Annotated in this window: 19 protein-coding genes; 7 read left to right on the forward strand and 12 right to left on the reverse strand. The window is 72.6% G+C overall.

Annotated features, from left to right (window positions below):
• The first annotated feature begins 149 nt into the window (after nt 1–149).
• From OG823_RS26280 to OG823_RS26290, 3 genes are all read left to right on the forward strand, one after another.
• Nucleotides 150–2324 carry an MMPL family transporter gene (locus tag OG823_RS26280; protein ID WP_371482355.1) on the forward strand — a complete coding sequence of 725 codons (2175 nt, stop codon included), beginning with the start codon at nt 150–152 and terminating at the stop codon, nt 2322–2324.
• Nucleotides 2325–2640: 316 nt separating this feature from the next.
• Complete coding sequence (locus OG823_RS26285) at nt 2641–2844, forward strand: cold-shock protein (protein ID WP_073922031.1); 204 nt, start codon at nt 2641–2643, stop codon at nt 2842–2844.
• A 237-nt stretch (nt 2845–3081) separates the two neighbouring features.
• Nucleotides 3082–4818, forward strand: a complete 1737-nt coding sequence (locus tag OG823_RS26290) for a DEAD/DEAH box helicase (RefSeq protein WP_371482356.1) — start codon at nt 3082–3084, stop codon at nt 4816–4818.
• 149 nt (nt 4819–4967) lie between these two features.
• On the opposite strand, the gene OG823_RS26295 is transcribed toward OG823_RS26290, so the two are convergent.
• A complete protein-coding gene (locus tag OG823_RS26295) occupies nt 4968–5840 on the reverse strand; it encodes a helix-turn-helix transcriptional regulator (protein WP_371482358.1) in 873 nt (290 codons plus the stop codon).
• Between the two features lie 240 nt (nt 5841–6080).
• Here OG823_RS26295 and OG823_RS26300 point away from each other — a divergent pair, with 240 nt between their 5' ends.
• The gene (locus OG823_RS26300; protein ID WP_371482359.1) at nt 6081–7130 is read left to right on the forward strand and encodes a hypothetical protein; all 1050 of its coding nucleotides are present in this window, start codon (nt 6081–6083) and stop codon (nt 7128–7130) included.
• A gap of 263 nt (nt 7131–7393) precedes the next feature.
• Here OG823_RS26300 and OG823_RS26305 read toward each other — a convergent pair whose 3' ends face one another.
• The 11 genes from OG823_RS26305 to OG823_RS26355 form a co-directional block, all read right to left on the reverse strand.
• Nucleotides 7394–8176, reverse strand: coding sequence for a sirohydrochlorin chelatase (locus OG823_RS26305; protein WP_371482361.1), 783 nt, complete (start codon nt 8174–8176; stop codon nt 7394–7396).
• Between the two features lie 10 nt (nt 8177–8186).
• The gene (locus OG823_RS26310) at nt 8187–9089 is read right to left on the reverse strand and encodes an ABC transporter permease (protein ID WP_371482363.1); all 903 of its coding nucleotides are present in this window, start codon (nt 9087–9089) and stop codon (nt 8187–8189) included.
• A complete protein-coding gene (locus OG823_RS26315; protein WP_371482364.1) occupies nt 9076–9879 on the reverse strand; it encodes an ABC transporter ATP-binding protein in 804 nt (267 codons plus the stop codon). The genes OG823_RS26310 and OG823_RS26315 overlap by 14 nt, the downstream gene beginning before the upstream one ends.
• A gap of 234 nt (nt 9880–10113) precedes the next feature.
• The gene (locus OG823_RS26320; RefSeq protein WP_371482365.1) at nt 10114–11271 is read right to left on the reverse strand and encodes an aliphatic sulfonate ABC transporter substrate-binding protein; all 1158 of its coding nucleotides are present in this window, start codon (nt 11269–11271) and stop codon (nt 10114–10116) included.
• A 249-nt stretch (nt 11272–11520) separates the two neighbouring features.
• The gene (locus tag OG823_RS26325; protein WP_371482366.1) at nt 11521–12885 is read right to left on the reverse strand and encodes a sulfate adenylyltransferase subunit 1; all 1365 of its coding nucleotides are present in this window, start codon (nt 12883–12885) and stop codon (nt 11521–11523) included.
• A 2-nt stretch (nt 12886–12887) separates the two neighbouring features.
• Entirely contained in the window at nt 12888–13838 is a 951-nt protein-coding gene (gene cysD, locus OG823_RS26330; RefSeq protein ID WP_371482367.1) for a sulfate adenylyltransferase subunit CysD, read from the reverse strand.
• On the reverse strand, nt 13835–14416 hold the full coding sequence (gene cysC / locus OG823_RS26335) for an adenylyl-sulfate kinase (RefSeq protein ID WP_371484663.1): 582 nt from the start codon (nt 14414–14416) through the stop codon (nt 13835–13837). Before cysC ends, cysD begins: the two co-directional genes overlap by 4 nt.
• Nucleotides 14417–14490: 74 nt before the next feature.
• Entirely contained in the window at nt 14491–15189 is a 699-nt protein-coding gene (locus OG823_RS26340) for a phosphoadenylyl-sulfate reductase (protein ID WP_371482368.1), read from the reverse strand.
• A complete protein-coding gene (locus tag OG823_RS26345; protein ID WP_371482369.1) occupies nt 15173–15397 on the reverse strand; it encodes a hypothetical protein in 225 nt (74 codons plus the stop codon). Before OG823_RS26345 ends, OG823_RS26340 begins: the two co-directional genes overlap by 17 nt.
• Nucleotides 15394–17118, reverse strand: coding sequence for a nitrite/sulfite reductase (locus OG823_RS26350; protein ID WP_371482370.1), 1725 nt, complete (start codon nt 17116–17118; stop codon nt 15394–15396). The genes OG823_RS26345 and OG823_RS26350 overlap by 4 nt, the downstream gene beginning before the upstream one ends.
• 208 nt (nt 17119–17326) lie before the next feature.
• The gene (locus tag OG823_RS26355; RefSeq protein WP_310593185.1) at nt 17327–17410 is read right to left on the reverse strand and encodes a putative leader peptide; all 84 of its coding nucleotides are present in this window, start codon (nt 17408–17410) and stop codon (nt 17327–17329) included.
• Between the two features lie 245 nt (nt 17411–17655).
• Between OG823_RS26355 and OG823_RS26360 the strand changes: the two genes are divergently transcribed.
• The 3 genes from OG823_RS26360 (at nt 17656) to rsgA (ending at nt 21575) form a co-directional block, all read left to right on the forward strand.
• Nucleotides 17656–18999, forward strand: coding sequence for a YihY/virulence factor BrkB family protein (locus OG823_RS26360; protein WP_371482371.1), 1344 nt, complete (start codon nt 17656–17658; stop codon nt 18997–18999).
• 118 nt (nt 19000–19117) lie between these two features.
• Complete coding sequence (locus OG823_RS26365) at nt 19118–20104, forward strand: cytochrome c oxidase assembly protein (protein ID WP_371482372.1); 987 nt, start codon at nt 19118–19120, stop codon at nt 20102–20104.
• 346 nt (nt 20105–20450) lie between these two features.
• Nucleotides 20451–21575: a ribosome small subunit-dependent GTPase A gene (gene rsgA / locus OG823_RS26370; RefSeq protein ID WP_371482373.1), complete on the forward strand. Its 1125-nt coding sequence runs from the start codon at nt 20451–20453 to the stop codon at nt 21573–21575.
• Nucleotides 21576–21594 lie beyond the last annotated feature (19 nt).

Here is a 21594-nt window from a genome sequence, read left to right on the forward strand (position 1 = left end):
GCAAGGGCTCGTAGGATGATGCTCCAGTCACTTACCTGCCGACCGGCTAAGGAAGACCCTCCGGGGCCGCTCCCGAATCGGTCCTCAACCGTCGCCCGGCGTCCCACCCCCAGGGCTGCGGTGAACCATGCCCAGGAGGCAAAGCGAGCATGTTCCACCGAATCGGACAATTCGTGGTACGCCGTGCGTGGTGGGTGATCGCGGCGTGGGTGGTCGCGGCCATCGCGATCATCGGCACCGCCCCGACGCTGACGGCGCAGACCGACGAAGCGGCCTTCCTGCCCAAGCACTACGAGTCCATCCAGGCCTCGATGCTCCAGGAGAAGGCCTTCCCGGCCAGCTTCACCCCCGGCGCGCTGATGCTCTTCGAGCGCACCGACGGCGGAAAGCTGGACGACGCGGACAAGGCCACCATGGACAAGGTGGTCCAGGGCCTCACCGACAAGCACATCGCGCTGGTCGAGCAGATCATCCCGGTCAGCGACCAGTCGATGTCCAAGGACGGCAAGTACGCGCTGTCGATGGTCGCCATCGACAAGACGAAGATGCAGTCCCCGGAGTACGGCGACGCCGCCAAGGCGCTCCGTACGGACGGCGCCGACCTGACCGCGGGCACCCCGCTGAAGTTCCAGGTCGGCGGCCAGGCCGCGATGAACCTGGACCAGAAGGACTCCTCCGCGCTGGCCAACGCCCTGATCGGCGGCGGCACGGTGGTGATCATCCTGCTCACCCTGGGGATCATCTTCCGCAGCCCGATCATCGCCCTGCTGCCGATCCTGTCGATCTTCGTCTACTCGATGGTCGCCAACGGCCTGATCGCCGACGCGAGCAAGCTCTTCGGGCTCAAGTCCGACGCCTCCATGTCGGCGATCCTGATCGTGGTGCTGTTCGGAGTCGGCACCGACTACTTCCTCTTCCTGATGTTCCGCTACCGAGAGCGGTTGCGGGCCGGCGAGGACCGCAAGACCGCCGTGGTCAACGCGGTCGGCCGGGTCGGCGAGGCGATCGCCTCCGCCGCCGGCGCCGTCGTGGTGGCCTTCGCGGTGCTGGTGCTCTCCAGCCTCGGCCTGTTCAAGGCGCTCGGCCCGTCGCTGGCCATCGCGGTCGCCGTCACCGCCCTGGCGTCGGTCACCCTGGTGCCCGCGATCCTCTCCCTGATCCCGGAGAGGGTGCTGTTCTGGCCCTCCAAGGCCTGGAAGCTGGAGCCCAAGGGCGCCCGCTTCGCCGCCATCGGCAAGGCGGTCAGCCGTCGCCCGCTGGTCGCGGTTCTCGGCTCCGGCGTGGTCATGCTGGCGCTGGCCCTCTCGGTGGTCGGCTACAAGGGCACCTTCGACCTGGCCGGCAGCTCCATGCCGAAGAGCAAGGAGTCGATGGTCGTCCAGGACAGGCTGATGACGGCGTTCTCGGCCGGCGCGGCCGACCCGAGCCACGTCTACCTGACCACCACCCAGGACGGCGCCAAGCTCGACACCGCCGCGCTGGACGCCTACGCGGCCAAGCTCGGCGCGGTCGACGGCGTCGCCTCCGCCTCGCTGCCCAAGAACGGGCTCAGCAAGGACGGCTCCACCGCCGACTTCACCGTCCTGCTCAAGGACGCCCCGGCCAGCAACAAGGCGATCGGCACCATCGCGGGCCTGCGCGACACGGCCCACTCCCAGGCGCCGGCCGGCACCAAGGCGTACGTCGGCGGCCTCACGTCCGTCTACAAGGACATCAACACCGCGATGGCGCACGACTACTCGCTGGTGTTCCCGGTCGCCGCACTGCTGATCATGGTGATCCTCGGCCTGCTGCTGCGCAGCGTCGTCGCGCCGTGGTACCTGATGGCCTCGGTCGGGCTGGGCTTCGGCGCGACCCTGGGGGCCACCAAGCTGGTCTTCCAGAACTTCAGCGGCGAGCCCGGTCTGATGTTCATGCTGCCGATCTTCATCTACCTCTTCGTGGTGGCGATCGGTACCGACTACAACATCCTGATGATCGCCCGCCTGCGGGAGGAGGCCCGCGAGGGCCGCAGCCCCCGCGAGGCGGCGGGTGAGGCGATCCGGCACGGCGGTCCGACCGTCGCGGCGGCCGGCTTCATCCTGGCGGCGACCTTCGCCACCATGATGCTGGCGGGCAACACCCTGTTCAGCGAGATGGGCTTCTCGATCGCGTTCGGCATCGTGCTGGCGGCGTTCGTGATGTCGCTCTTCTTCACTCCGGCGCTGACCGCGCTGCTGGGCCGGGCGGCCTGGTGGCCGGGGCACGGAGACACCGCGGGCCACGGCCACCAGGCCGCGGTCGCCGAGACCCACGGTGCGCCGGAGCCGGCCGGGCGGCGCTGACGCGTCGTACCTCCCGACCCGGGTCCTACCTGGTCACAGGGCACCCGGCGGCCGCTTCGGCGGCCGCCGGGTGCCCTCGCCGTGGGCCCTGCAAACGTGACGTGTCCGGCAAAAAATCACTCGATCATTCCGCTGGGCACCGTGCTACAGTCGACGCAGTTGCAGTTTTGGTTCCCATGAACGTCTGTGTGCGCCTGCTGGTACCAACCAACAGGCGCATTTGTTTTGTCCGGTGTTTCAGTCTCCGGATGGGGATCGCGGCTACTTTGGGGCTCACGAGGTGTGGGTCCCGATGCCCCAGTATGAGGAGACGGTTATGGCTACCGGCACCGTGAAGTGGTTCAACAGCGAAAAGGGCTTCGGCTTCATCGAGCAGGACGGCGGCGGCGCTGACGTGTTCGCCCACTACTCGAACATCCAGGCGAACGGTTTCCGTGAGCTGGTCGAGGGCCAGAAGGTCGAGTTCGACGTCACCCAGGGCCAGAAGGGCCCGCAGGCCGAGAACATCCGCGTCATCTGAGTCCAGCCTCCGAGCTGACTCGCGAGTCGCGAAGCGAGGGCCCGTACCGCACGGTGCGGGCCCTCGTGCATGCCGCCGAACGGCCGGGGCGGCAGTGGTTCATTCCTCTCCTGACGGCCGACCTTCCCCAGCTCCCCGCTGGGGGCCCTACCCCCAGCCTCCGCGGGGGGTACCCCCAAGGTCCGCCACCACGGCACAGCCGTGGCAGTCGGCCGTATCAGGACGGAACATCACCACATGACCGATCAGTCACGCCCGCAGCGCAACCGCAGCACCGGCGGCCGCACCCAGGGCGCCGCAGCAGGCCAGGCCGGCCGCGGCCGCCCCCGCACGGGCGGCAACGCGAGCAGCAGCGGCGGCTTCAGTGACGCCCAGCGCCGCAGCGGCACCAGCGGTGGCGGCCTGCGCGGCGCCGGCGCCGCCAACAACGGCGGCCGTGGCCGCGGCCGCGGCGCCGCCCCCCGCGAGCGCGCCGTCGAGGCGCCCGCCGACTTCGCCGTCGTCGAGGGCACCCCGGCCCGCCCGCCGGCGGCGACCTTCGCCGAGCTGGAGATGCCCAAGGGCCTGCTCTCCGCACTGACCCGCGAGGGTGTCACCGAGCCCTTCCCGATCCAGTCGGCCACGCTGCCGGACGCGATCGCCGGGCGCGACGTGCTGGGCCGCGGCCGTACCGGCTCCGGCAAGACCCTCGCCTTCGGCCTGTCGATCCTCGCCCGGACGGCCGGCAAGCGCGCCGACGCGCGCCGCCCGCTGGCCCTGGTCCTGGTCCCGACCCGCGAGCTGGCCCAGCAGGTCACGGACGCCCTCACCCCGTACGCGACCGCGGTGAACCTGCGGATCGCCACCGTCGTCGGCGGTATGTCGATCACCCGGCAGGCGAACGCGCTGCGCCGGGGCGCCGAGGTGCTGGTGGCCACTCCCGGCCGCCTCGACGACCTGATCAACCGCCAGGACGTCCGGCTGGACGACGTCGCCGTCACCGTCCTCGACGAGGCCGACCAGATGGCCGACATGGGCTTCCTGCCGCAGGTCACCAAGCTGCTGGAGCAGGTCGCCGAGGGCGGGCAGCGGATGCTGTTCTCCGCCACGCTGGACCGCAACGTGGACCGCCTGGTCCGCCGCTTCCTGACCGACCCGGTGACGCACTCGGTCGACCCGTCGGCCGGCGCGGTGACCACCATGGACCACCACGTCCTGCAGATCGACGCGACCGACAAGGCCTCCGCCACCGCGCACATCGCCGCCCGCGAGGGCCGGGTGATCATGTTCGTGCACACCAAGCACGGCGCCGACCGCCTCGCCAAGCAGCTGCTGGCCACCGGCGTGAAGGCCGCCGCCCTGCACGGCGGGAAGTCCCAGCCGCAGCGCAACCGCACGCTGGACCAGTTCCGCGAGGGCCACGTCTCCGCGCTGATCGCCACCAACGTCGCCGCCCGCGGCATCCACATCGACGGTCTCGACCTGGTCGTGAACGTCGACCCGCCGATCGACCACAAGGACTACCTGCACCGCGGCGGCCGTACCGCCCGGGCCGGCGAGTCCGGCACGGTGGTGACCCTGGTGCTCCCCGAGCAGCGCCGCGAGGTCAGCCGCCTGATGACCACCGCCGGCATCCGCCCGACCACCACCAAGGTCCGGCCCGGCGACGCCGAGCTGGCCCGGATCACCGGTGCCCGCACGCCCTCCGGCATCGCGGTCGCCCTGGCCGTGCCGATCTCCCAGGCCCCGGCCGCTGCCACCAGCGCCCCGCGCCGGCGCACCTCCGGCCCGCGCTCCGCGCTGCCCGCCGACGTCGACATCAACGGCAACGCCCGCCGTCGCCGTCCCAAGCAGCGGATGGGCACCACCGGTGGCGGCGCGACCCACACCGCGGCCGGCTTCTCCGGCAAGGCCAGCGTCGGCTCCAAGCCCGGCTCCGGCTCGAAGACCGGCTCCAACTACGGCACGGGCCGCCAGCGCCGCCAGGCGGGCTGACCGGGCTCCCGGCTCCCGGGCTCCCGGTCCGACGGACACACGAAGCGGGCACCGCCTCCGGGCGGTGCCCGCTTCGCCGTTGCCGCCCTTCGCCGGCGGCGCCCACCCCGCGCACCCGTGGCCCGGCACCCGTGGCCCCGCACCCGCCGTTACGCCTCGCTGAGCGCGTGCGCCGGGGCCAGGCGGTGGAAGCGACGAGCCGTGGCCTCGTCCCTCGGGGCGAACACCACCAGTTCCAGGCGGGGTTCGGCCTGGGCGAGCAGGACGGCCTGGTCGATCCGCAGCAGGCCCAACTCCTCGTGCTCCAAGTCCTTCTCGGTGCCGGAGCGTTGCTGCACCTGGTGCTCGTCCAGCCAGCGGGAGGCCTCCGGGAAGCCGGCCCGCAGCCGGACGATCAGGGACGCCAGTCGACGGGCACCAGGGGAGTCGTCACCGCCGCGTTCACCGTAGGCGGCGCGCAGTTGGGCCAGCATCCGGCGGGCGTGCTGCTCCCAGTCGACCGTTCTGGCCCGGTGCTTCTGGTTGGCGAACACCACCCAGGCGAGATTGCGGTCCTGCTCGGACCACCGGGCGAAGTCGAACAGCGCCTCGGCCTGGGGGTTCCAGGCCCGGATGTCCCAGGCCGAGTCGATCAGGAAGGCGGGCGACGGCGACTGCGAGTGCATCAGCCGCAGCAGCGCGTCCGGCACCCGCTCGGTCACCGCGCGTTCGACCGGCTGGGGGTGACTGCCCGCCAGCCTGAAGAGGTACTCGGTCTCCGCGCGGTCCAGGCGCAGCGTCCGGGCCAGGCTGGTCAGCACCTCGGGGGAGGGGTTGATCGCCCGCCCCTGCTCCAGCCAGGTGTACCAGGTCACCCCGACACCCGCGAGCACCGCCAGCTCCTCCCGCCGCAGGCCCGGGGTGCGGCGGCGCAGCCCGGGGGCCATCCCCACGTCCTCGGGGGTGAGCCGGGCCCGTCGACTGCGCAGGAAGTTCGACAGTGCCGTCCGACGTGTCGCCGTCGCGGTCGCCGTCATCGTCATGGTGCGTCCCCCACTTCCGTTGCCTGGTAGCCGTACTACCAGTATTGCCACGCACTGCTGCGGCGCCGTGGATACCGCGAAGCTTGCTCTTAAAGGAACACGGGCCTTCGTCGTCCGTGGCACCGGTCCCTCGGCGATCCGGCCGACGGACCGGCCGACGGACCGACCGCCGCGTCCGACCCACCCGAAACAATCTGTCGAACCGATCCCTCGCGGGATCCGTCACAGGGGGCCAGCCTCATGAACCGTCAGCTCAGCCGTGCCCTGGTGGCCGCCGCGACCACCGCGCTGCTCACCGCCGGCGCACTGCCCGCCGCCAACGCCGCGTCCGCCAACGCCGCGTCCGCCAACGCCGCGGCCGCGAACGGGCACGCCGCCCACTACCAGGCCGTGGTCGCGGGCCACGCGCCCTCGCTCCACCCCGAAGGCGCGACCTGGGATCCGCTGCACCGTCAGTTCCTGGTCGGCTCGCTGCACCACGGTACCGTTTCCGCGGTCCGCCCGGACGGCAGTGTCCGCACCCTGGTCGACGAGCCGCAGACCATCGTCTCCGTGCTCGGCCTGCACGTGGACGCCGCCCGCGACCGGGTCCTGGTGGCCAACGGCGACAACGGCGTCGGCGTCCGCAGCTCGGCCGCGACCACCGGCAAGCTGGCCGGGCTCGGCGCGTACGACCTGGAGACCGGCCGCCGGCTGTTCTACGTCGACCTCGCGGCGGTGGCCGGCGACGGCGCCGCGCACATCGCCAACGACGTGGCCTTCGCGCCCGACGGCACCGCGTACGTCACCGACTCGCTCTCGCCGATCGTCTACCGGGTCACCCGGGACGGCCGGGCCTCCGTCCTGCTGCGTGACGCGCGCCTGTCGCCGGCGCCGGGCGGCTACGGCCTGAACGGCATCGTCTACCAGGACGGCACGCTGGTGCTGGGCAAGTACGACGACGGCACGCTGTGGCGGGTGGACGTCCGCCGCCCGGCCGACGTCCGCCCGATCCCGGTCACCGGCACGGCCGGCGCGCTGGTCGGCCTGGACGGTCTGCTCGGCCGCCGGGACGGCAGCATCCTGGGCGCCACCAACGGCCTCGGCGCCCCCGGCCGGGACGCCCAGGTCGAGCTGCGCTCGAAGGACGGCTGGCGCACCGCGCGCCTGGTGGCGGTCCACCCGTCGGTGGACCCCGCCGTCACGGCCGTCACCCCGGGCCCGGACGGCAGCGCCTACCTGCTCTCGGGCCGGATGGACCTGCTCTTCTCGGGCACCACGAGCGACAGCTTCACGCTGCGCAGGATCTGAGGACTCCGGGCGGTGCACCGCCCGGGCAGTGAGCGGCCGGCCGGCGGCGGTGCCGGCCGGCCGCACGGGCGCGGCCCGGTGGCACGTCGGCAGCGGCGTGCCACCGGGCCGCGCCCGTGCGACGTTCGGTGCGGCAGGGTGTGTGCGGCAGGGTGTGTGCGCTGCGGGCCGTTGTCGCCCGGGACCGGTGCGAGCCGTCCGGGACCGTCAGGCGGTCAGGTCAGGCCAGGTCAGGTCAGGTCAGGCCAGGTCAGGCCAGCCGGTCAGGCGGTCAGGGCCGAGGGGTGGTCGGCCGCCGCCCGCCGGGCCCGGTCGTAGCGCCGCAGCAGCAGGCGGGCGACCTCCGGCGCGGCGCCGAGCACGCCGGCGGTGAGGTCGGCGCCGTCGGCGGCGGCCGCGATCCGGTCGGGCAGCAGTCCGGGGGCGAGCAGGTACGGGGCGACGGCGACCCGGGCGGCGCCGGCCGCCCGCAGGAGGCCGATCGCCTCGGGCACCCGGGCGCCGCGGGCGGCGGTCGCGGCGTACGCGACCTCGACACCGGCCCAGCCCCTGCTCCGCTGCCAGTCGGCCGCGAGTGCCCGGGTGGCGCGGTCGGCGGCGGGATCGGAGGAGCCGGCGGCGGCGAGCACGACGCCCGTCCCCGCCCGGACGGCGGCCGAGCCGACGTCCAGCCCGGCCTCCGCGAGCCGGCGTTCCAGTGCGTCGAGCAGCAGGGGGGAGGGGCCGAGGACGTCGGCCAGCGGAAGGTCGGCGCCGGCCTCCCGCAGGGCGGCCGGGATGTCCGTCTTGGCGTGGAAGGCCCGGTTGAGCAGCAGCGGCACGGCGACGGCGGGGGCGCCGGCCAGGCGCCCGGTGACCTGCGGCAGGCGCGGGGCGCAGAACTCCAGGTAGGCGGTGACGACCTCCAGCGCGGGCCGCAGATCGTGGACCCGCCGGACCAGCGCCTCGACGGTGGCCGCGTGCCGGGGGTCGCGGCTGCCGTGGGCGATCAGCACCAGGGCAGGGCTGCCCGCCGGTGGAGCAGCGGGCAGCCGGCCGGCGAACATGGGTCCGAGCCTACCGGGCGGCGGCGAGCAGGCCGCGGTTGCGCAGCACCCGGCGCTCGATCGGGGCGAACACCAGCAGCTCGATGGCGATGCCGACGATCAGGATCAGGACGATGCCGAGCAGTACCCCGGACATCTCCGAGAACTCGCGCTGGTTCTCCAGGTAGCGGCCGAGGCCCTGCCCGAGGTCGGGGGAGCTGGCCACCAGCTCGGCGGCCATCAGCGAGCGCCAGGAGAACGCCCAGCCCTGCTTGAGGCCGGCCAGGTAGCCGGGCAGCGCGGCCGGGAGCAGGACGTGCCGGGCGCCGGAGAGCCCGGTGGCGCCGAGGGTGCGGCCGGCCCGCAGGAACAGCGGCGGAACCTGGTCGATGCCGGCCACCAGGCCGTTGGCGACCGAGGGGACGGCGCCGAGCAGGATGACCGCGTACATCATCTGGTTGTTGATCCCGAGCCAGATGACCGCGGGCGGCACCCACGCCACCGAGGGCAGGGACTGCAGCCCGGAGAGGATCGGGCCGACGGCCGCGCGGACCGGCTTGACCCGGGCGACCAGCAGGCCGATCGGGGTGCCGATGGCGACCGCGATGACGAAGCCGGACAGGCCGCGCCAGACGCTGGTCCAGATGATCTCGAACAGGGTGCCGGCGGTCCAGAGGTCGCCGAGCGCGTGCCACACGTCCAGCGGGCTGGGCAGCTTGTCGGGGGTGGTGAGCTCCAGGCTGTACGCGCCCTGCCACAGGACGAGCACCAGGAGCACGCCGAGCAGCGGCGGCAGGGCCTTCTTGCGCAGCTGCCGGCCGAACGAGTCGCCCTGGGCGGCGACGGTGTCCAGGGCGTCCAGGCCGGCCTCGACGCTGGCCGAGTCCGCGGCGCCGTCCTTGACGAGGCCGGGGGCGGTGTCAGTGCTGGCCATGGCGGCGGATCTCCCCACGCAGTTCTTCGGTGATCTCGATGGACAGGTCCGCGACGCCGGCGGACTCGATACGGCGCGGCTGCGGGAGGTCGATCCGCCACTCACGGGCGACCCGGCCGGGGCGGGAGGAGAGGAGCACCACGCGCTGCGCGAGGCGGACGGCCTCGCGCACGTTGTGCGTGACGAACAGGACGGTGAGCTTCTGCTCGGCCCAGATCCGGGTGATCTCGTCGTGCAGGACGTCCCGGGTGATCGCGTCGAGCGCGGCGAACGGCTCGTCCATCAGCAGGACGGAGCTGCCCTGCGCGAGCGCGCGGGCCATCGCCACCCGCTGGCGCATGCCGCCGGAGAGCTCGTGCACCCGCTTGCCGTAGGAGCCGCCGAGGCGCACCAGCTCCAGCAGCCGCTCGGCCTCGGGGCGGCGCTCGGGGCGGGCCACGCCGTTCAGTCGCAGGGCGAGTTCGATGTTCCTGCCGGCGGTGAGCCACGGGAAGAGCGCGTGCTCCTGGAACATCAGGGAGGGGCGCCCACCGGGCACCTCGATGCTGCCCGAGGAGGGCTTGTCGAGGCCGGCGACCAGGTTGAGCAGGGTGGACTTGCCGCAGCCGGAGGCGCCGAGCAGTGTGACGAACTCGCCGGGCGCGACGTCGAGCGTGATGTCGTCCAGCACGTGGGTCGCGGCGCCGGGGCGGCCGAAGGACTTGTGGACGTGCGAGATCCGGACGGCGGGGGAGCCGTCCAGGACGCCGACGCCGGGGGCGTCTTCCGAGGTGGTCAGTGCCGGGCTCATTCGGGCACCTCCTGCATGAGTGGTCTGGGGCCCTCGCTCCCGGCCTGGCGGCCGGGAGGTGCCCCTGCCCGTTCGGCGGGCGGGGAGGGAGGGGTGGCGAAGTGGGAGCCGGGGTCCGGCCCCGCCCGGCCCTGTGACTGGGCATCGACCGGGCGGGCGGGGTTCCGGACCGCGGAGCTTGTGCGGGTCGCGCTGACGGGTGCCGGCCCCGCGGGGGCCGGCACCCGGTACGGGCTACTTGGTGCCGAGCCCGGCGTCCGCCACGGCGCTCTGACCGGCGGCCTTGAGCACCTTGTTGAGCAGGGTCAGGTCGTAGATCCCGGTCAGGTCGGGCTTCTTCAGCAGACCGGCGGTCACCGCGTGGTCGGCCTCGGACTGCAGGGTGCCGGCCAGCGGGTCGTCCAGGAAGTCGATGTCCTGCCAGGCCGGGTCGAGGACGGCGGGCTCCAGCGCGTTGCCGGCCGCCTCCTTGATGGCGGCGTTGGCGGAGGCCTTGGCCTTGTCCGGGTTGGCCTTGATGAAGGCGTTGGTGTTCACCGAGCCGCGCAGTACGGCCTCCACCACGTCCGGGTGCTCCTTGAGGAACTTCTGGGACACGATGATGTTGGTGATCACGAACTTGTTGTCCGGCCAGAGCGACTTCTCGTTCAGCAGCACCTTCGCGCCGAGCGTGACCAGCTTGGAGGCGGTCGGCTCGGGCACCCAGGCGCCGTCGATCGCACCGGACTTGTAGGCGTCCGGGGTGACCTTGTTGTCCGTACGGACCACCGAGACGTCGCCGGCGCCGGTGTTGGCGTCGACCTTGAGGCCCTTGGTGGCGAGGTAGTTGAGCAGCGCCACGTCCTGGGTGTTGCCCAGCTGCGGGGTCGCGATCTTCTTGCCCTTGAGGTCGTCCAGCGAGGTGACCTTGTCGGGGTTGACCACCAGCTTGACGCCGCCGGAGGCCGAACCGCCGATGATCTTCAGCGACTTGCCCTCCGACTTGGTGTAGCCGTTGATCGCCGGGGAGGGGCCGATCCAGCCGATGTCGATCGAGCCGGCGTTCAGCGCCTCGATCTCGGCCGGGCCGGCGTTGAAGATCTGCGGCTTGATCTGGGTGGCGCCCAGCTCCTTCTGGAAGATGCCTTCCTTCAGGCCGATCAGGGGGGTGCCGTGGGTGAGGTTGGCGAAGTAGCCGATCTTCACCGTGTCGGCGGAGAGCTTGACGGCGGAGCCGGAGCCGGCCACCGGGGCGGCCGCGGGGGAGGTCTTGTCGGTGCTCTTGGAGCCGTAGCCGCAGGCGGTCAGCAGGGTGACGGCGGTGAGGCCGGCCACCGCCGCCACGGCGGAGCGTCTGATCCGGCCGGCGGCGGGGCGTGCGGCGCTATGGGGCAGGGACTGGTTCGAGGCCATGGAGTCGTCCTGTTCATGGACGGACCGTCACCTGACGGTCCTCGTGCGGAAGCTGGGGTGTCGCTCGCGGCATCGGTGATGCCGGGCAAGCCGGGCGGTACCTGCTGTGGGAAGGAACCGGCCCGGTGACAGGGGGTCAGAGCCCCTGTCCGCCCACACATCGCGTCAGTCCGCCCTGGCCGCTGCCGAGGACGCCGCTGCCGATGCGGCCGCCTTCCTTGTCCATGCCCGAGAACGCCTCGTGGGGCATCAGACCCAGTCCTCCTCGTCTGCCGCGTCGACCGCGACCGTGTCGAAGGCCTCGCCCGCCATGCCGGCGGTGAGGGTGGTGCCGTCGGCCGGGTCGATCAGCAGGAAGGACCCGGTCCGGCGGTTGTCGGTGTAGTCGTCGAGGGACAGCGGCTCGGAGGTGCGCAGCGTGACGTGGCCTATGTCGTTGACCGACAGGCCGTCGGCGCCGGAGCGCTGCTCCAGGGAGTCGATGTCGATGCGGTAGCCGATCTCCTTGACCAGCGCGCGCACGGTCCGGGTGGTGTGCTTGAGCAGCACCTTGTCCCCGATCCGCAGCGGCCGCTCGTGCAGGTGGCAGACGGTCGCGACGACGTCCTTGGTCGGCACCGGGATCCGGCCGCCGGCGATCAGGTCGCCGCGCGAGACGTCGATGTCCTCGGCGAGGCGGACGGTGACCGACTGGGGGGCCCAGGCGACGTCCGTCTCGCGGCCGAGCGCGTCGATGCCCACGACCGTGGTGGTGTGGCCGGACGGCAGGACCGTCACCGCGTCGCCCTTGCGCAGCACGCCGGAGGCCAGCTGGCCGGCGTAGCCCCGGTAGTCCGGGAAGTCGGCGTTCTGCGGGCGGATCACGTACTGGACGGGGAAGCGGACCGGCTCCTGGCTCGGGTCGCTGCCGACCGGCACCGTCTCCAGGTGCTCCAGCAGGGTCGGTCCGCCGTACCAGTCCATGTGGGCGGACGGCTCGACCACGTTGTCGCCGGCCAGGGCCGAGATCGGCACGGCGACGACGTCGGTCACGCCGAGCGAGGCCGCGTACGCGGTGAACTCCTCGGCGATCGCGGCGAAGACCGGCTCCGCGTAGTCGACCAGGTCCATCTTGTTGACGGCCAGCACGACGTGCGGCACCCGCAGCAGCGCGGCGACGGCGGCGTGCCGGCGGGTCTGCTCGACCACGCCGTTGCGGGCGTCGACCAGCACCACGGCGAGTTCGGCGGTGGAGGCGCCGGTCACCATGTTGCGGGTGTACTGCACGTGGCCGGGGGTGTCGGCGAGGATGAACCGCCGGCGCGGGGTGGCGAAGTAGCGGTACGCGACGTCGATGGTGATGCCCTGCTCGCGCTCGGCGCGCAGGCCGTCGGTGAGCAGTGCGAGGTCCGGGGTCTCCTGGCCGCGGCCGAGCGAGACGCGCTCGACGGCCTCCAGCTGGTCGGCCAGCACCGACTTGGAGTCGTGCAGCAGCCGGCCCACCAGGGTGGACTTGCCGTCGTCGACGGAGCCCGCGGTGGCGAAGCGCAGCAGCGCGGTGGCCGAGGCCTCCTCGCCGAACGGGTTCTCACCGGAGGCGGGGGCCGTCGAGTTGGTGTGCAGATCGGTCGACATGTCTAGAAGTACCCCTCGCGCTTACGGTCTTCCATGGCGGCCTCGGACATCTTGTCGTCCGCCCGGGTCGCTCCTCGCTCGGTGAGCCGGCTGGCGGCGATCTCGGCGATCACGTCGCCGATGGTCGCCGCGTCCGAGTCGACCGCGCCGGTGCAGGACATGTCGCCGACCGTGCGGTAGCGCACCAGGCGCCGCTCGACGGTCTCGCTCTCCTTGGGGCCGCCCCACTCGCCGGCGGTCAGCCACATGCCGTTGCGGGCGAAGACCTCGCGCTCGTGGGCGTAGTAGATCTCGGGGAGATCGATCTTCTCCCGCTCGATGTACTGCCAGACGTCCAGCTCGGTCCAGTTGGAGAGCGGGAAGACGCGCACGTGCTCGCCGACCGCGTGCTTGCCGTTGTAGAGGCTCCACAGCTCGGGCCGCTGGCGGCGCGGGTCCCAGGCGCCGAACTCGTCGCGCAGGGAGAAGACGCGCTCCTTGGCGCGGGCCTTCTCCTCGTCGCGGCGGCCGCCGCCGAAGACGGCGTCGAACTTGTTGGACTCGATGCCGTCCAGCAGCGGGACGGTCTGCAGCGGGTTGCGCAGGCCGTCCGGGCGCTCGCGCAGCCGGCCGTCGTCGATGAAGTCCTGGACGTGGGCCACGTGCAGCCGCAGGCCGTGCTCGGCCACCGCGCGGTCCCGGTAGTCCAGCACCTCGGGGAAGTTGTGGCCGGTGTCGACGTGCAGCAGGGCGAAGGGCACCGGCGCCGGCCAGAAGGCCTTCAGCGCCAGGTGCAGCATGACGATGGAGTCCTTGCCGCCGGAGAAGAGGATCACCGGGCGCTCGAACTCGCCGGCCACCTCCCGGAAGATGTGCACCGACTCCGCCTCGAGGGCGTCGAGGTGGGAGAGGGCGAAGGGCCCGCCCGGGTTTTCGTCGGTGGCGTCCGGCAGGGTGTGGGTCGCGGTCGTCATGCCAGCCCCTTCGTGGTCAGGAAGGCGTGCAGTTCGGCGGCCGAGTCGGCCACCGAACGGCCGTGCGTCTCAAGGCGCAGCTCCGGGTTCTCCGGGGCCTCGTACGGGTCGTCCACGCCGGTCAGGTGGGAGATCTCGCCGGCCGCCTGCTTGGCGTACAGGCCCTTGACGTCGCGCTCCGAGCAGACCTCCACCGGGGTGGCGACGTGGATCTCCAGGAACTCCGTACCGGCGGCGGTGTGCCGCTCGCGGACGGCGGCGCGTGAGCCGGCGTACGGCGCGATGACCGGGGCGAGCACCTTGACGCCGTGGGCGGCGAGCTTCTCGGCCACGAACCCGATCCGGGTCACGTTGGTGTGCCGGTCCTCCTGGCTGAACCCGAGGCCCTTGGAGAGGAACTCCCGGATCTCGTCACCGTCCAGGACCTCCACCTGGTGGCCCTCGGAGCGCAGCCGCTCGGCGAGGGCGAAGGCGAGGGTGGTCTTGCCCGCGCTGGGCAGCCCGGTCAGCCACACCGTGGCGCCGCGCTCGCAGGGGGCGGCCGCACGGGCCGCCTCTGCGGCTCCGTCAGCGGCCAGTGTGCTGGCTGTCGTCACGGTGATCTCTCCTGGTCGGTGGTGCGGGGTGGTCTGGTGCGCGGCGGCGCGGTGGGTCAGAGGTGGATGCCGCACTCGGTCTTGCCCGAGTCGGCCCAGCGGCCGGCCCGGCCCTCCTCGCCCTCGGCGGGCTTGCGGGTGCACGACAGCGGCGAGCAGCCGACCGAGGTGTAGCCCTCCCACAGCAGCGGGTTGAGCAGGACGCCGTTGGCCGCGACGTAGGCGTCCACGTCCTCCTGCGTCCAGCGGGCGATCGGGGCGATCTTCACCTTGCGGCGCTTGGCGTCCCAGGAGACCACCGGTGTGCCGGCCCGGGTCGGCGACTCGTCGCGGCGCAGCCCGGTGGCCCAGGCGTCGTACCCGCCGAGGCCGCGGTTCAGCGGTTCGACCTTGCGCAGCGCGCAGCACAGGTCCGGGTCGCGGTCGTGCAGGTTCGGCCCGTACTCGGCGTCCTGCTCGGCCACGCTCTGCAGCGGCTTGAGGGTGATGACGTTGACCGGCATCACGGCGGCCACCGCGTCGCGGGTGCCGATGGTCTCGGCGAAGTGGTAGCCGGTGTCGAGGAACACCACGTCCACGCCCGGGAAGACGGAGGAGGCGAGGTGCGCGACGACCGCGTCCTCCATCGAGGAGGTCACACAGAAGCGCTTGCCGAAGGTGTCGGCGGCCCAGCGGAGCACGTCCTGCGCGGACGCCTCCTCCAGGTCGCGACCGGCGGCGGTGGCCACCGCCTCGTAGTCAACCGTGCTGGTCATCTCGCTCGCCCCCGTTCGCAGGTGACCGGCCGTGGCCCGGCGCGGCCGTCGTGGGCCCGTCGGCCGGCGACAGCAGGCCGAGGAACTTCAGCTGGAACGCCCGGCGGCAGCTGTGGCACTCCCAGGCACCGTGGCCGGCCTCGGCGGAGGGCCGCAGGTCCTCGTCGCCGCAGTACGGGCAGTGGAAGGGCGCCGCTCGCTCGCTCACGAGAGGGCCTCCTCGCCGGCCCTGGCGGTCCACTGGGCGAACCGCTCGCCCTCGGTGCGCTCGGCCTGGAACCGGCCCAGCACCCGCTCGATGTAGTCCGGCAGGCCGTCCTTGGTGACCTTGAGGCCGCGGACCTTGCGGCCGAAGCCGGCCTCCAGGCCCAGCGCGCCGCCCAGGTGCACCTGGTAGCCCTCGACCTGCTCGCCGTTCTCGTCGGTGACGAGCTGGCCCTTGAGGCCGATGTCGGCGACCTGGATGCGGGCGCAGGCGTTCGGGCAGCCGTTGATGTTGATGGTGAGCGGCTCGGCGAAGTCCGGCAGGCGCTTCTCCAGCTCGTCGATGAGCGTGCGGCCGCGCTCCTTGGTCTCGACGATGGCGAGCTTGCAGTACTCGATGCCGGTGCAGGCCATCGTGCCGCGGCGGAACGGGGACGGGGTGACCCGCAGGTCCAGCGCCTCCAGGCCGGCCACCAGCGACTCGACCCGGTCCTCGGCGACGTCCAGGACGATCATCTTCTGCTCGGCGGTGGTCCGCAGGCGGTCCGAGCCGTGCGCGGCGGCGAGGTCGGCGATGGCACCGAGCAGCTTGCCGTCCACCCGGCCGACGCGCGGCGCGAAGCCGACGTAGAAACGGCCGTCCTGCTGGCGGTGCACGCCGACGTGGTCGCGCCAGGTGCCGCTGGGCTCCTTCGGCGCGGGGCCGTCGACCAGCTTGTACTTGAGGTACTCGTCCTCCAGCACCTGGCGGAACTTGTCCTTGCCCCAGTCGGCGACCAGGAACTTCAACCGGGCGCGGTTGCGCAGCCGGCGGTAGCCGTAGTCGCGGAAGATGCCGATGACGCCGCCGTAGACGTCCGCGACCTCCTCCAGCGGGACCCAGGCGCCGAGCCGCACGCCGAGCTTGGGGTTGGTGGAGAGGCCGCCGCCGACCCAGAGGTCGAAGCCCGGCCCGTGCTCGGGGTGGACGACGCCGACGAAGGCGATGTCGTTGATCTCGTGCGCGACGTCCAGCAGCGGCGAGCCGGAGATCGCCGACTTGAACTTGCGCGGCAGGTTGGAGAACTCCGGGTTGCCGATGAAGCGGCGCTGGATCTCGTCGATGGCCGGGCTGCCGTCGATGATCTCGTCCTCGGCGATGCCGGCCACCGGCGAGCCGAGGATGACACGCGGGGTGTCGCCGCAGGCCTCGGTGGTGGAGAGCCCGACGGCCTCCAGCTTCTGCCAGATCGCCGGCATGTCCTCGATCCGGATCCAGTGGTACTGGACGTTCTGCCGGTCGGTCAGGTCGGCGGTGTTGCGGCCGTAGAGCTCGGAGACCTCGGCGATCGCCTTCAGCTGGGCCACGGTCAGGCGGCCGCCGTCGATGCGCACCCGGAGCATGAAGTACTCGGCGTCCAGCTCGTGCGGGTCGAGGATCGCGGTCTTGCCGCCGTCGATGCCCTCCTTGCGCTGGGTGTACAGACCCCACCAGCGCATCCGGCCGCGAAGGTCGGCCGGATCGATCGAGTCGAAGCCGCGCTTGGCGTAGATCGTCTCAATGCGTGTCCGCACGTTGAGACCGTCGTCGTCCTTCTTGAACTGCTCGTTGGCGTTCAGCGGTGTGAAGTGCCCCATGGCCCACTGGCCCTCGCCGCGGTGGCGGGTCACCTTGCGGGCGGCGGCGGGGCGTGGCGCCGGGGCGCTCGCTTCCTGGGGCTCGACCGGTTCGGGAGTGGTGGCCATGGTGAAGTCCTTACGGGCAGGTGGCTCTGACGCTTGCGGGAGGCGCTGGGCGTGCTCCGGTTCGGCGCTGCTGTGACCTGCGGTCCTGCACGGGGTGACGTGCCGGGGACCAGGAACAGTGACCGTGGCCGGGGGCGCCCGCGCATCCGCTTCAGCGGGGATGACGAGGTGTGGCGCCGGGTGTGACGATGGCAGCGGGGGTGGGGGCTCAGGTCACCGGACAGATGGCGCTGGACACGCGAAGGAGATCGACGTGGAGTCGACCAACCAGGGTGGTTCCGGCGCTTGGCATGCCAAGAGATTCGCACGCCTGGCGACTCGCGGTCCACTAACGTCCGCATAGTGGACGGAATGGTTTCACACTGTGAGACGAACCGCTCTTTCCCGCGCTCCTGGCCCTGAGCTCCCGCCGGACCGGCCCGGGCGAGCCCGCCGTCCGGCCCCGGCAGCCCGCCCCGCCCCACCGTACGGGACCCGTCGGCGGCACCGGCGGCCCCGTAGATCCGCACGGAGGCGTCGGCCCGATACCGTAGGGCTGTGCAACCAGCAGGCGAAATCACGAGACCGACTCCCGAGCGCCCCTCGCGGCGGCGGGGCAAGGGCTCCCGGCGCGCGGTCAAGCGGGTCACCTGGCGCAGTACGGCCTGGGTGCTGATCAAGGAGACCACCAACACCTGCGTCGAGTACCGGGTGACCGGCCTCGCCGCCGAGGCGGCGTTCTTCACCCTGCTCTCGATCCCGCCCCTGCTGCTCTGTCTGGCCGGCACCCTCGGCTACCTCGACGCGTTCCTCGGCGCAGGCACCATCGACAAGCTCAAGCAGGACATCGTCTCGGCATCCGGGACGGTGCTCTCGCAGTCGTCGGTCCACCAGATCGTCGAACCGCTGCTGCACGGCGTCTTCGACGACAAGCGGCCCGACCTGATCTCGATCGGCTTCCTGCTCTCGCTCTGGTCCGGCTCCCGGGCGCTCTACATCTTCATCGACACCATCACCGTGATGTACGGCCTGGACGGCAAGCGCGGCATCGTCAAGACCCGCCTGCTGTCACTGGGCCTCTATCTGGGCGCGCTGGTGATCGGCTCGCTGGTCCTGCCCCTGCTGGTGGCCGGCCCCGGCCTGGTGATGAACGCGCTGCCCAACTCGGCCGCACTGGTGAGCGCGCTGTACTGGCCGGTGGCGATCCTGCTGCTGGTGGTCTTCCTCACCACCCTCTACCACCTGGCCGTGCCCGTCTCCACACCCTGGCGCGAGGACATCCCCGGCGCACTGGTGGCACTGGTCGTGCTGGTGGTCTGCAGCCTGGCACTGCGCCTCTACCTGGTGAGCTCCGTCGAGGGCCACTCGGTGTACGGGTCGCTGGCGGCGCCGGTGGCCGTCCTGCTCTGGATCTTCGTGGTCGCGCTGGCCGTGCTGATCGGCGCCGCGATGAACGCCGCCCTGGACCGCCGCTGGCCGACCCTGGAGACCGCCGACGCCCGCGCGGAGAACGAGCGCGCCAACGAGGAGGCCGCCGCCGCCGTGGTCCGCGAGGTCGCGGCCCGCCGGGCGGTCGAGCGGGCCAGGCGGGCCCGCGAGCTCGGCCTGGCCGAGGGGGTCGAGGACGAGTCCGAGGAGGAGGGGGACGAGGGCGCGGTGCCCTCCGAGTACCCCGAGCGCTGGGCCGACGTCCTGGCGCCGGAGAACGTCAAGGGCCGGCTCGCCTCCCGCGGCCCGCACCACCGGCCGACGCCGCCCCCGCCCGACAGCGACCGCCCCGCCGAGCCCTTGCCCGCTCCGCCCGTGCACCCGGGGGCGCCCGGCCCGGACCCCGGCCGGGTGATGCCGGGGCAGCCGCCGCAGCTCCAGCCGCCCCGCCCGCCCCGGCCTCCCTGGGAGTAGCGCCGCGGACGGCCGCGGCCGCCCCCGGTGGCGGGCGGCCGTCCACCGGTCGGTCATGATGGCCGGGGCCGGGGCGTCGCGAGTGCGGGGCAGCGCGGTCCGGCAAGGAGAGCGACGGATGCAGACCTCGGGACAGGCCCTCGGCTACCACGGCCCGCCACCCTGGCACTGGGCCGACCTGGCCACCGCGTGGACGCCCGAGCCGGTCGTGCTCACCCTGGCGGCGCTGCTGGCGGGCTGGTACCTGTACGCCGTCACCGCGCTCGGCCGGGCCGGCGAGCGCTGGGGGCCGACCCGCACCGCCGCGTTCCTCGGCGGCCTGCTGCTCTGGGTCTGGGTCACCTGCTCCGGCCTCGGTGTGTACGAGCGGATCCTGTTCACCGACCGCGCGGTGCAGATCGTCCTGCTGCTGATGCTGGTCCCGTTGCTGCTCGCGCTCGGCGCGCCGGTCTCGCTGCTGGTGCGGACCTCCCCGCCCGCGCGCCGGGAGCGGCTGTTGCGGGCGTTGCGCAGCCGTCCGTCCAAGCTGCTGATGTTCCCCGCGATCTCCACCGCGCTGCTGATGGCGCCGCCCTGGCTGCTCTACTGCACCCCCTGGTACGAGAAGACGCTCAGCAGCGGGCTGTGGAACACCGGCCTGCACGTCTCGCTGGTCGCGCTGGGACTCGCGTACTTCTGGCCGCGGCTGCAGATCGACCCGGTCGGCCACGAGTACCCGCACCTGGTCGGGCTGTTCATCACCTTCGCCGAGGTGATCTTCGACGCGGCGCTCGGGATCCTGCTGATCTACGGCGGCCACCTGGTGGCCGGCCACTACTACACGGAGCTGGCCCGCCCGTGGGGCCCGAGCGTGCGCCAGGACCAGACCTGGGGCGGCAACAGCCTCTGGGTGCTCGGCGACCTGGTCGGCCTGCCGTTCCTGTGCGCCCTGGTCCGCCGCATGATCGTCCAGGGCCGGGTCGAGACGGCCGAGGTGGACGCTGCACTGGACGCCCGCTTCGAGGCGGCGGCCGTGGCCGGGCACCCGGAGCAGGACGAGCAGAGCATGCGCCCCTGGTGGCTGGACGACCCCAACCTGCGCCACCGCTACGGCGGGGAGCACTGAGCGGCGAGCACTGGTCCCCGGGTACTGATCCCGGGTACTGAGCGCTGAGCGCCGGGCCCCGGCGGCCCGAAAACCTGTGGCGGAGTCGGTCGGCCGGCGCTAGCGTGACTCTCGTCAGGAGCGGCCCGAGGCGGGCCGCTGCCGCAGAAGCCGTGCAACACACCGGGAGGTGAGGATCGTGACGACTGTCGCTGCCGTGGGCGCCGTCCGCGTCCGGAAGGTCATCGTTCCCACCCCCCTGGTCTCCGGCTGACCCGACGTCCGACACCTCCGTGCGACGTCCGTAGCTCATCGCTCGCGCCCGAACGCGCGCAGCCGGGGCCGCCCCTTGCGAAGGGTCACCCCGTTGTATCTCTCCACCTCCGCTGCCCATCCGCTGTCCGGCTACGGCTGGGACGACGACTGGGCCGCTGATTTCTCCTTCCACGCCGCGGTCGGGCTGCTGCCCGGCCGGGTGGTCCGGGTCGACCGCGGCCTGTGCAGCGTCGCCGTCGCCGACGGCGGCGCCGTGCGCGTCCTGCGGGCCGAGATGTCCGACGTCTCCACCCCCGATCCGATGCGCTACGTCTGCACCGGCGACTGGGTCGCGGTCGACGAGGTGCCCGGCGGCCGAGCGGCCGTACGGGTCCTGATGCCGCGTCGCACCGCACTGGTGCGCTCGACCAACACCAAGCGCTCCGAGGCGCAGGTCCTGGCGACCAACGTCGACCGGATCGCGATCTGCGTCTCGCTCGCGGCCGAGGTCGACCTCGGCCGGATCGAGCGCTTCCTCGCCCTGGCCGCCGCCAGCGGCACCGGCGAGGCGCTGCTCGGCGGTCCGCCCCGGCCCGGCGCCGAGCCGCTGATCGTGCTCACCAAGGCCGACCTGGCCTCCGACGCCGAGCACATCCGGGCCGATGTCGAGGGTGTCGCCCCCGGCGTGACGGTCCTGGTGGTCAGCGCCGGGACCGGCGAGGGCCTGGACGTGCTGCGGGCCTGCACACCGGGCAGCACCGCGCTGATCGGCCAGTCGGGTGCGGGAAAGTCCACCCTGACCAACGCGCTGGCCGGGGCCGAGGTGATGACGGTCCAGCAGACCCGGTCGGTCGACGAGAAGGGCCGGCACACCACGACCGCACGCGAGATGGTCCCGCTGCCGGGCGGCGGCGTCCTGATCGACACGCCCGGCCTGCGGGAGGTCGGCCTCTTCGGCGGGGACGGCCTGGCCCAGGCCTTCTCCGAGGTCGAGGAGCTCGCCGAGCGCTGCCGGTTCCACGACTGCGGCCACCACACCGAGCCCGGCTGCGCCGTGCGGTCGGCGCTGGCCGACGGCGAACTCTCCGAGCGTCGCTGGGAGAGCTACGTCAAGCTGCAGCGCGAGAACGAGTGGGTCGCCTCGCGGACGGACGCCCGGCTCGCTGCCGAGCGGCTGAAGAAGTGGAAGGCGATCACCAAGTCGGTGCGGGCGGCGGGCGGCACCGTCAAGCGCTGACGTCCCGCCGTCCGCGACC

Source organism: Kitasatospora sp. NBC_00315 (assembly GCF_041435095.1).
Taxonomy (GTDB): domain Bacteria; phylum Actinomycetota; class Actinomycetes; order Streptomycetales; family Streptomycetaceae; genus Kitasatospora.

Excerpts from the sequence above, each read along its gene's own strand:
- OG823_RS26280 (WP_371482355.1), top strand. The coding sequence starts at position 150 with ATGTTCCACCGAATCGGACAATTCGTGGTACGCCGTGCGTGGTGGGTG.
- OG823_RS26285 (WP_073922031.1), top strand. The coding sequence starts at position 2,641 with ATGGCTACCGGCACCGTGAAGTGGTTCAACAGCGAAAAGGGCTTCGGC.
- OG823_RS26290 (WP_371482356.1), top strand. The coding sequence starts at position 3,082 with ATGACCGATCAGTCACGCCCGCAGCGCAACCGCAGCACCGGCGGCCGC.
- OG823_RS26295 (WP_371482358.1), bottom strand. The coding sequence starts at position 5,840 with ATGACGATGACGGCGACCGCGACGGCGACACGTCGGACGGCACTGTCG.
- OG823_RS26300 (WP_371482359.1), top strand. The coding sequence starts at position 6,081 with ATGAACCGTCAGCTCAGCCGTGCCCTGGTGGCCGCCGCGACCACCGCG.
- OG823_RS26305 (WP_371482361.1), bottom strand. The coding sequence starts at position 8,176 with ATGTTCGCCGGCCGGCTGCCCGCTGCTCCACCGGCGGGCAGCCCTGCC.
- OG823_RS26310 (WP_371482363.1), bottom strand. The coding sequence starts at position 9,089 with ATGGCCAGCACTGACACCGCCCCCGGCCTCGTCAAGGACGGCGCCGCG.
- OG823_RS26315 (WP_371482364.1), bottom strand. The coding sequence starts at position 9,879 with ATGAGCCCGGCACTGACCACCTCGGAAGACGCCCCCGGCGTCGGCGTC.
- OG823_RS26320 (WP_371482365.1), bottom strand. The coding sequence starts at position 11,271 with ATGGCCTCGAACCAGTCCCTGCCCCATAGCGCCGCACGCCCCGCCGCC.
- OG823_RS26325 (WP_371482366.1), bottom strand. The coding sequence starts at position 12,885 with ATGTCGACCGATCTGCACACCAACTCGACGGCCCCCGCCTCCGGTGAG.
- cysD (WP_371482367.1), bottom strand. The coding sequence starts at position 13,838 with ATGACGACCGCGACCCACACCCTGCCGGACGCCACCGACGAAAACCCG.
- OG823_RS26340 (WP_371482368.1), bottom strand. The coding sequence starts at position 15,189 with ATGACCAGCACGGTTGACTACGAGGCGGTGGCCACCGCCGCCGGTCGC.
- OG823_RS26350 (WP_371482370.1), bottom strand. The coding sequence starts at position 17,118 with ATGGCCACCACTCCCGAACCGGTCGAGCCCCAGGAAGCGAGCGCCCCG.
- OG823_RS26355 (WP_310593185.1), bottom strand. The coding sequence starts at position 17,410 with ATGCCAAGCGCCGGAACCACCCTGGTTGGTCGACTCCACGTCGATCTC.
- OG823_RS26365 (WP_371482372.1), top strand. The coding sequence starts at position 19,118 with ATGCAGACCTCGGGACAGGCCCTCGGCTACCACGGCCCGCCACCCTGG.